This window comes from Klebsiella sp. JB_Kp042, from assembly GCF_040065275.1.
GTDB classification, from domain to species: domain Bacteria; phylum Pseudomonadota; class Gammaproteobacteria; order Enterobacterales; family Enterobacteriaceae; genus Klebsiella; species Klebsiella quasipneumoniae.
The window spans coordinates 44,125-50,262 of record NZ_JBEAJL010000018.1; the positions used below are offsets into that span (position 1 = coordinate 44,125).

Genomic DNA, 6,138 nt, shown 5'->3' on the forward strand with positions numbered 1-6,138 from the left:
GGAGATGAGGGGCGTTTTTTTGTCTGACGGTGTCTGAATTTAGTACCCGGCGGGAAGCTTATGGATTTTAATGAGTCTTCCCTCTTCCATTTCGATAAAACCACCCGTTTTTAAATCTGCAAGAATGCGCATGACGCCGCTGCGAGAAAGATGGGTTTTCTCACGGATGTAGAGTTCCGCTGTGACTGCGGCGCGATAACTCTCATCTTCTTCGATTAAATTGAGCAACTGCTGGCGGATCATCTCGTACGCCGTCGGTGCGCCCTGCGGCATCACATTGTTGTAAAGTCGGCCATACACAAACATCAGTTGCTTTGAGAGCAGCCCCCATAACGACTTTTCTTTAATAATGTCATGAACACGAGCGGTGGAGATCTCGCCAATCACGCAGGAGTTGATAGTTTTAATGTAATCATCGAAGTAAATATCCGTCAGATTGGCAAGACCAAACACGGCGGGACTGCGCGCAGTGGACAGCATCATATTATCGTTTCGGCGATAAACCGCTACGGTTCCCTCAAGGATGAGGTAACACATCCCCTGGCCATTCACCTTGAAATCCAGTTGCTCCCCCCTTTCAGTTTTACGTGGCGTGCAATACGGCTGTAAATGCGTCATCAAATCTTGCGCATAGGGTGAACCTCTGTGAGGTTTTGCTGAAGAGGACATAACCGATAACCTTTAGATTGACCTGTCTGATTATAGCTTGTCTTCCTGATGCAGGTATCCTCATCGTCAGTATTTTCGAGGCAAATGGTTGATATCAAGAAGTATACCCCGTTCCATGGTGATGTAGTTCCCGGTTCGCAGCTCTGCCAGAATTCGCATAATCCCGCTCCGTGAAAGATAGGTTCGGCTCTTAATATAGGCTGCAGCCGTAATTTGTTGCCGTATCGCATCCGGCTCTTGCATCAGTTCAACAAGCTGAAAGCGGATGATGTCATAAGCCGACATCTGCGAGATTTGTGCGCAATGCTCATACACCCGGGAGGCCGTGTAAATCAGGAGTTTCGAAAAATGCTCCCATAGATCCAGTTGCGCCACGATGTGATTAAAACAATCCAGTGACACCCGGGCGATCTCTGACGTCTCCAGCGCTCTCACATAGAGATGCTCTGAGGAAAACTGACTACTGACGCCCAGAATAAAGGGTGATGATTCAGAATTTAAAACAATGCCATCGCCGCGACGGTGCAGCGCTACGCTACCTTGCAATAGTAAAAAACATTGCCGGATATCATCTTTATAATAATGCACGACCTCACCTCTGCCGATCACTACTCTTTCTGCTGCTGGCAACACATGATTTATCAGAGTCTCGATGTGCCGAAATGGTTTTAATTCCAGGGCAATTGATTTGTCCTGGTTTTCCGGGGTGGTTAAGCGCGTGTTCATATGCTGCCTCAATTCCTCTACGGTGATCGCTTTATTGATCGACCCGACGAATTATCTTAAAAATGAAGAAACCGCGAAATATTGGTTTAGGGTCCAAAAGTAGACCGTGCTAAAGATGTACTCTAAGTAATTGATTTTGTGCCTCATGACCTTTGAGTCTAAAAATAGACCGGGCCTTAATAAATACAATAAAAAAAGGAATGTTACTTATTCGTTAAGTGAGAGTCTACTTATAGACCCACAAATCATTTGAGTTTAAGAAAGTGATTAGATAAATTTTAGCCAGCCAGCAGAACAGTTCATGATCTTACCGTAATTAATTATGGCTGCCATGCTGCACAGTAAAAAATAAGGCGCTGGTACAAAAAGAGTGTAACGCTCATCGGCACCCTATTGCCTGAATATAAGTGGCAAACCAAGTTAATAAGGAAACAACGTAATGAAAAAGAGTCTTGTTTTAGTTGCCTTGACCGCAACTGCAGCGCTGTCTATGTCTCACGCTTTTGCTGCCGCTGGCACCGTGAATTTCGTCGGCAATATTCTTGATACTGCCTGTGAAGTCGATGTGGCATCGCAAAACCAGCAGGTCAATCTCGGTAACTTTTATAAAACTGAATTTCCGAACAGTGGCGCAAAAGCGGCTGCAAAGGATTTTAATATCGTGCTTAAAAACTGCCCAACCACAGTGACTTCGACAAAAGTACGCTTTGATGGCACCCCCGATCTGACCAACCCTAACCTGCTGGCTATTGATACCTCAACCTCCAGTGCGGCGTCAGGGGTGGCGATTAACCTGATGACCGCCGATAAAGTCGACCTGCCTTTACACGGTGAGAACAGCTATAACTACACCCTTAGCAGCACCCAGGACAATACGCTGAAATTCTACGCGCAATATATCTCCACCACGGCATCAGTAACGCCGGGTACGGCCAACTCTGTTGCTAACTTCTCCATTGTATATAACTGATTTTCTGTCCAGAAAAGCTGATGGGGTCGATACGGCCCCATGTTTCAGAGGTCTAAAATGAATGTTCTTCGCAGTATCTTGCTTACCACCACGATATTGAGTATTGGCTTATCCGCTGCTCAGGCCGGTGTCGTTATTGGTGGTACGCGGGTCATTTTTGATGGTAATAAAAAAGAAGCCTCAATTGGCATAAATAATCCTGATAAAACCCCCTACCTGATCCAGTCCTGGATCGAAACGCCGGATGGCGGTGCCGAAAAGACGCCTTTCATCATTACGCCGCCGTTATATCGACTGAATAATGGCCAACAAAACGTCGAGCGCATTGTTGCCACCGGAGCATTACCTCAGGATAAAGAGAGCTTATTTTGGCTTAATATAAAAGCCATACCCTCTGCAGCTAAAGTTGACAATACGTTGCAAATTGCCATTAAAACCAGAATCAAGCTCATCTATCGTCCGGCGGCAATGAAAGGCACATCCCCTGAAGAGCAGGTCGATAAATTACGCTGGCAACGCGTCGGTAATAAGATACAGGTAAACAATCCGACTCGGCATGTCATGAATTTTAACGAAATTTCACTATCAGGTAAAAAATTACCCGATGTCAGTTATGTATTACCCGGTAGTACAGCGACGTTCGATTTACCCTCCGGCGTAACGGGCGGGGCAGTGACATTCAAAATTATCAATGATTATGGCAGTCCCGGGGCAGAACACAAAGCCAGTCTGTAGACCGGCGAAAAGACACTGAGTGGGATTTATGATGATGGCAATGGATTATATAAAAGCACGTTCTCCACGGTTGGCATTATTGATAACCATCGCGCTCTTCGGTAATACGCAAAATAGCTATAGTCGCGATTTTTTTAATCCAGAACTGGTTGAACTGGATAATCCGGGGACAGAAAAAGTCGATCTTTCTGGTTTTGAATCGGGCGCGCAAGCTCCCGGGGATTATCATGTTGATATCGTCCTGGACGATCGGTTAGTTGATACCCGCGATATCAGGTTTGTGTTGCTGAAAGAGCCTGGCGGTGATGACAAATTAGTCCCCTGTTTATCCATTGAGCAATTAGAAAGCTGGGGAGTGAAGACTGGACTTTTTCCCGCGTTAAAAGGCGAAACATCCTGTGCGAACCTGTCCGCGATCCCTCAGGCCAGTACGGATTTCCAGTTTGCCATGCAGCGTCTGGTATTGAGCATTCCGCAAGCGGCACTATCAGCGCAAGCGCGCGGAGCGGTGTCGCCGGATCGCTGGGATCAAGGGATTAACGCCGCCCTGCTCAACTACAGTCTGAGTGGGGCCAATAACTGGGCCAAAAATAGCAACAGCAGCACCAGCGATAATCAGTATGCCAACCTGCGTCCTGGCGTGAATATTGGCCCCTGGCGGTTAAGAAATTACACCACCTGGTCGCGCGATTCACAAGGTCACGATGCCTGGAAGACGGTTTATACCTATGCTCAGCGTACGATAATCCCGTTACAGTCGCAGCTCACGCTGGGTGATAGCTCTGCCCCGGCAGATGTCTTCGACAGCATGCCTTTCCGGGGAGGACAACTTGCCTCCGATGATGACATGCTGCCCGACTCCCTCAAGGGCTATGCCCCAGTGGTGCGTGGTATCGCCCGGACCAATGCCCAGGTGATAATTCGCCAGAATGGCTATCAGATATACCAGAGCTTTGTGGCGCCGGGGGCTTTTGAAATCACGGACATGTATCCTACCGGCGGCGCCGGCGATCTTGATGTCACTATTAAAGAGGCTGATGGCAGTGAGCAGCACTTTAGCGTGCCATTTGCCTCCCTTCCCGTATTACAGCGTGAAGGCCGAATAAAATATGCGTTAACGGGCGGCCAATATCGTTCTTACAACGGCAGCGTGGACAAAACGCCCTTTGCTCAGATGAGCGTTATTCTCGGCTTGCCCTATGGCTTTACGTTTTACGGCGGATTACAGGAGTCGAGTAAGTACCAGTCCCTCGCCGCGGGCGTCGGTAAAAACATGGGTGACTTTGGCGCAATCTCCAGCGATATCACCCAGGGCTGGTCCACGCCGCAAAATATGCCAAAATCCAGGGGGCAATCATGGCGGGCTTGATACAGTAAAAATTTTGCCGCAACGGGCACCAACTTCGCGATTGCCGGCTACCGCTATTCGACCAGCGGCTACCATGGCATGCAAGAGGTCCTGGATTCTTACGGTGACAGTCAGGCGCTTCAGGACCGACGCCGCAACCGTGCTGAGCTGACGTTGAGCCAGGGGTTGGGAGACCATCTGGGATCGTTGATGCTGAACGCCGCGCGTGAAGATTACTGGAATTCGGGTAAGGCGATGGAATCATGGAGCGTTGGGTATAACAACTACTGGCACAGTATCAGTTATGGCCTGACCTGGACGCTGAGTAAGAATGGGAGCGCGGGATCGTACAGCTCACCCCAGAGCGACGATAAAAACCAGATGCTGGCGCTGAATATCAGCATTCCCCTGGAAAAACTGTTGCCGCAGACATGGGCAAACTATGGCATGAATACCAGCAAGAATAACGGTACGACACACAGCGCTGGGTTAAATGGCGTTGCTTTACCGAATAATGCGCTCAACTGGAATATTCAACAGGGTTTCGGCACTCACGATGCGGCCTACACCGGCAATATGAATGGTGATTATCGCGGCACCTATGGCGAAATCACAGCCGGGTACAGCTATGACAAAAATACCGATCGTCTGAATTATGGGATTCAGGGAGGTGTGGTTGCGCATGCCAATGGCCTGACGTTTTCTCAGCCCCTGGGTGAAACCAACGTGCTGATTGCCGCCCCCGGGGCTGCCGGCGTAGGCATCCAGAATATGACCGGAGCGACAACCGATTATCGCGGATATACGGTTGCCTCTAACTTAATGCCTTATCGCAAAAATGATGTGTCATTAATCACCGATACATTACCGGCTAACGTTGAGTTAGAGCAAACGGTTAAAACCGTGGTTCCTACGCGTGGCGCGATTGTCAGGGCGAACTATCGGGCAAGCGTAGGCGTTCGCATGTTGATGACCTTGAGCCAGCGAAACGGCCAGGTAGTGCCGTTTGGCGCAATGGCCAGCGTTGATGGAACAGATCATAACAGTTTTATCGTGGGTGATAGCGGACAGGTCTATTTGACGGGTCTCGATCCCGAGGTAAACCTGACCGTGAAATGGGGAAATCAATCCGCAAACACCTGCAGGGTTCATTATTCGATAAACACGACGAAGCTGAATAACGATGTGATTATCGATAATGCTGTTTGCCGATAACGTTGAAATGAATTTTTATATCAGGTGCATAGGTATGCGACTTTTCCGATCTGCATTATTAATGCTGGCTGTGTTGTTTCCATTGAGTGGCTTCTGTTGTGATTATACTTACATCGGCTCTCCCTATACCGTGGATTATGGCAATATTATCGTTCAGCGCGATGTTCCCGTTGGCCAGGCGATAAGCAATGAGATATATGGCTCTTTAGCACATGCTTATACCTGCGTCACAACCGGCAATGAAGGGTCTAGCTCAGGAATGAAAAGCGCTATTTTACCCTATGTCGCGACGTACGGCGCGCGGCGCGTTTATCAAACCAATGTGCCTGGGGTGGGTATTTCTTTTGGCTTTTACATGAACTCCAAAGCAGGCGCGTCGACATTTAGCGGCACCGATTATATTGACCACGGTAACGCTTCAATGGCTTTGTTGAATAAATCGAACTTTTGCTGAGTTGAAGGATCAGATCACGCA

At 48.5% G+C, this 6,138-nt stretch carries 5 protein-coding genes and 1 pseudogene; 4 read left to right on the plus strand and 2 right to left on the minus strand.

The genetic code is table 11. The annotated features are described in order from the left end of the window. Window positions 1–39 precede the first annotated feature (39 nt). Together ABLV54_RS06635 and ABLV54_RS06640 are read right to left on the minus strand one after the other, a co-directional pair. Entirely contained in the window at window positions 40–669 is a 630-nt protein-coding gene (locus ABLV54_RS06635) for a helix-turn-helix domain-containing protein (RefSeq protein ID WP_050534119.1), read from the minus strand. A 66-nt stretch (window positions 670–735) separates the two neighbouring features. After that, complete coding sequence (locus tag ABLV54_RS06640) at window positions 736–1,395, minus strand: winged helix-turn-helix transcriptional regulator (RefSeq protein ID WP_032452874.1); 660 nt, start codon at window positions 1,393–1,395, stop codon at window positions 736–738. Window positions 1,396–1,834: 439 nt separating this feature from the next. Here ABLV54_RS06640 and ABLV54_RS06645 point away from each other — a divergent pair, with 439 nt between their 5' ends. The 4 genes and pseudogenes from ABLV54_RS06645 to ABLV54_RS06660 all read left to right on the plus strand — a co-directional run bounded on the left by ABLV54_RS06645 (window position 1,835) and on the right by ABLV54_RS06660 (window position 6,117). Further along, on the plus strand, window positions 1,835–2,365 hold the full coding sequence (locus ABLV54_RS06645; protein ID WP_023289719.1) for a fimbrial protein: 531 nt from the start codon (window positions 1,835–1,837) through the stop codon (window positions 2,363–2,365). A gap of 57 nt (window positions 2,366–2,422) precedes the next feature. Further along, window positions 2,423–3,100: a molecular chaperone gene (locus ABLV54_RS06650; RefSeq protein WP_050534134.1), complete on the plus strand. Its 678-nt coding sequence runs from the start codon at window positions 2,423–2,425 to the stop codon at window positions 3,098–3,100. A 28-nt stretch (window positions 3,101–3,128) separates the two neighbouring features. After that, a pseudogene (locus ABLV54_RS06655) lies at window positions 3,129–5,663 on the plus strand (fimbria/pilus outer membrane usher protein). Window positions 5,664–5,697: 34 nt separating this feature from the next. Beyond that, window positions 5,698–6,117, plus strand: a complete 420-nt coding sequence (locus ABLV54_RS06660) for a hypothetical protein (protein ID WP_348813828.1) — start codon at window positions 5,698–5,700, stop codon at window positions 6,115–6,117. Window positions 6,118–6,138 lie beyond the last annotated feature (21 nt).